Below are 1,770 nucleotides of genomic sequence, written 5' to 3'. Positions count from 1 at the left end.
GGCGGGTCTTTAGCTGATGGTAAAAGGCCCGTCTCTCTACGGGTTAATGGGGTGAACGGCTCCGTTTTCTCTGAATATCTGTTGAGAAGCATCTGGAATTTATGTTTTTAAGCTGATTTGAAATGGGCAACTTGTGGATGGGTTGAGGCTGTGATCCAGTCGGCACGAGGACTATCAGTGTGCCACTTTTAGGATTAAGTGCCAGTTTATAAATAATCGTGCCAAATTCCAAATATTCGTGCCAAGTTCCCATCAATTGAGCAACTTGTCGAAAATTCGCTGCCAGGCTTGCTCCTCCAAACCACCCCATTCGAAACTTGAATCCTAAACTAACGGCCACCTATACTAAACCAGGAAACGGACTCCCATCCATCACCCAAACCCGAAAAACCACTCCAATACTCCCAAACCAATCCCTGTCCATCAAAATATGGTAGTTTAGTACAACTTTGTTGTGTGTTATACTATCTTAGTTATAGGTTAATCATTATCTATTGTTATGAAGATTAGTAAATAAATTGCGTACATCGTGCTCTTTCCGCACCCGTCTTCAACATGGCTGTGGTGAAAAGGAGCTTAGTTATACTACGAACGTTTCGGAGGACTTTGATGAGAAAAGGGTCAAAATTAAGAAGTGAGCAAGCGAAGGTGCTGTCATTCGTCCCAACGGGTGAGTATTATTACACCAAGGGCATGAAAGCATATCAGCGCCGTGAGCTTAAGCGATCGTTAAAATATTTGAATAGAGCGTTTCAATTGGAACCACTGGAGCCGATGATTGCGTGTCAATTGTCGATTGTCTATACAGAGCTTGGCGAGTTCAAGCGTGCAAATGAATTGCTTCAAGAAATCATTAAGAACCTGGATCCCCATATGACGGAATGCCATTACTTTTTAGCAAATAATTATGCACATTTAGGGTTGTTCAAGGAAGCATACGATCATGTGAACATGTATCTTGACAAAGATGAACATGGCGAGTTTGTTGAGGATGCCGAGGATCTGCTTGAATTGCTGGAACTGGATTCCGACCTGACTGTTGAAGATTTATATGAACATGATGACTTGATCATGCAGCAGGAAAAAGCAAAAGACTTATTGGAATCCGGCCATTTTCAAAAAGCCGTTGAAACGTTGAAGAAAGTAATAGAGGAGTATCCGGAATTCTGGTCGGCTTATAATAATCTTGCACTTGCCTATTTCTACCTGGGTGAAGTGGATCAAGCCTCTGCCACTCTTGAAGAAGTGCTGGAGAAGAATCCGGGTAATCTTCATGCCCTTTGCAACACGGCTGTTTTTTATTTTTACCAAAAAAGAAATGAAGAACTGGAAGAACTGATCACGGGTCTTGAAAAGGTTCGTCCGTTATTGCATGAACACCGTTTCAAGCTTGGGGCGACATTCGCATTGATCGGTTACTCAAAGAAAGCATACGAATGGCTGAAGTCACTGCAGAAAATCGGCTTTGAAGGAGATGCCAGCTATTATTACTGGCTGTCACACTCTGCGTATGAAACCGGCCACGAGCAGACGGCGCGCAATGCCTGGAAAAAGGTGATTGACCTTAATCCCGAGAAAGAGGGAAGTGCGCCTTGGGATGACAATCAGACTGCAGGATTCGAGAATCACGTCACGTCGATATTAAAAAAAATGCAGAGTGAATATACGGAAGAAAAACTGTTCGGACTTTTCCTCACTTCCGTTTCGGAGCATCAGAAATCAGTGTTGACTCATGCTGATTTTTGTGAGGTGGAGGAGCTTTCGATCGTC

The 1,770-nt window shown here is 43.2% G+C and carries 1 protein-coding gene; it reads left to right on the top strand.

Going from position 1 to position 1,770, the window contains the following annotated elements; genetic code table 11:
• Positions 1-609: 609 nt before the first annotated feature.
• On the top strand, positions 610-1,770 hold a 1,161-nt coding region (locus tag HP456_RS23560), incomplete at its 3' end, for a tetratricopeptide repeat protein (protein WP_172255571.1).

The organism is Bacillus haikouensis, assembly GCF_013179555.1.
Taxonomy (GTDB): Bacteria; Bacillota; Bacilli; order Bacillales; family Bacillaceae_B; genus Rossellomorea; species Rossellomorea haikouensis_A.
This window is presented reverse-complemented; position numbering and strand designations above follow the sequence as displayed.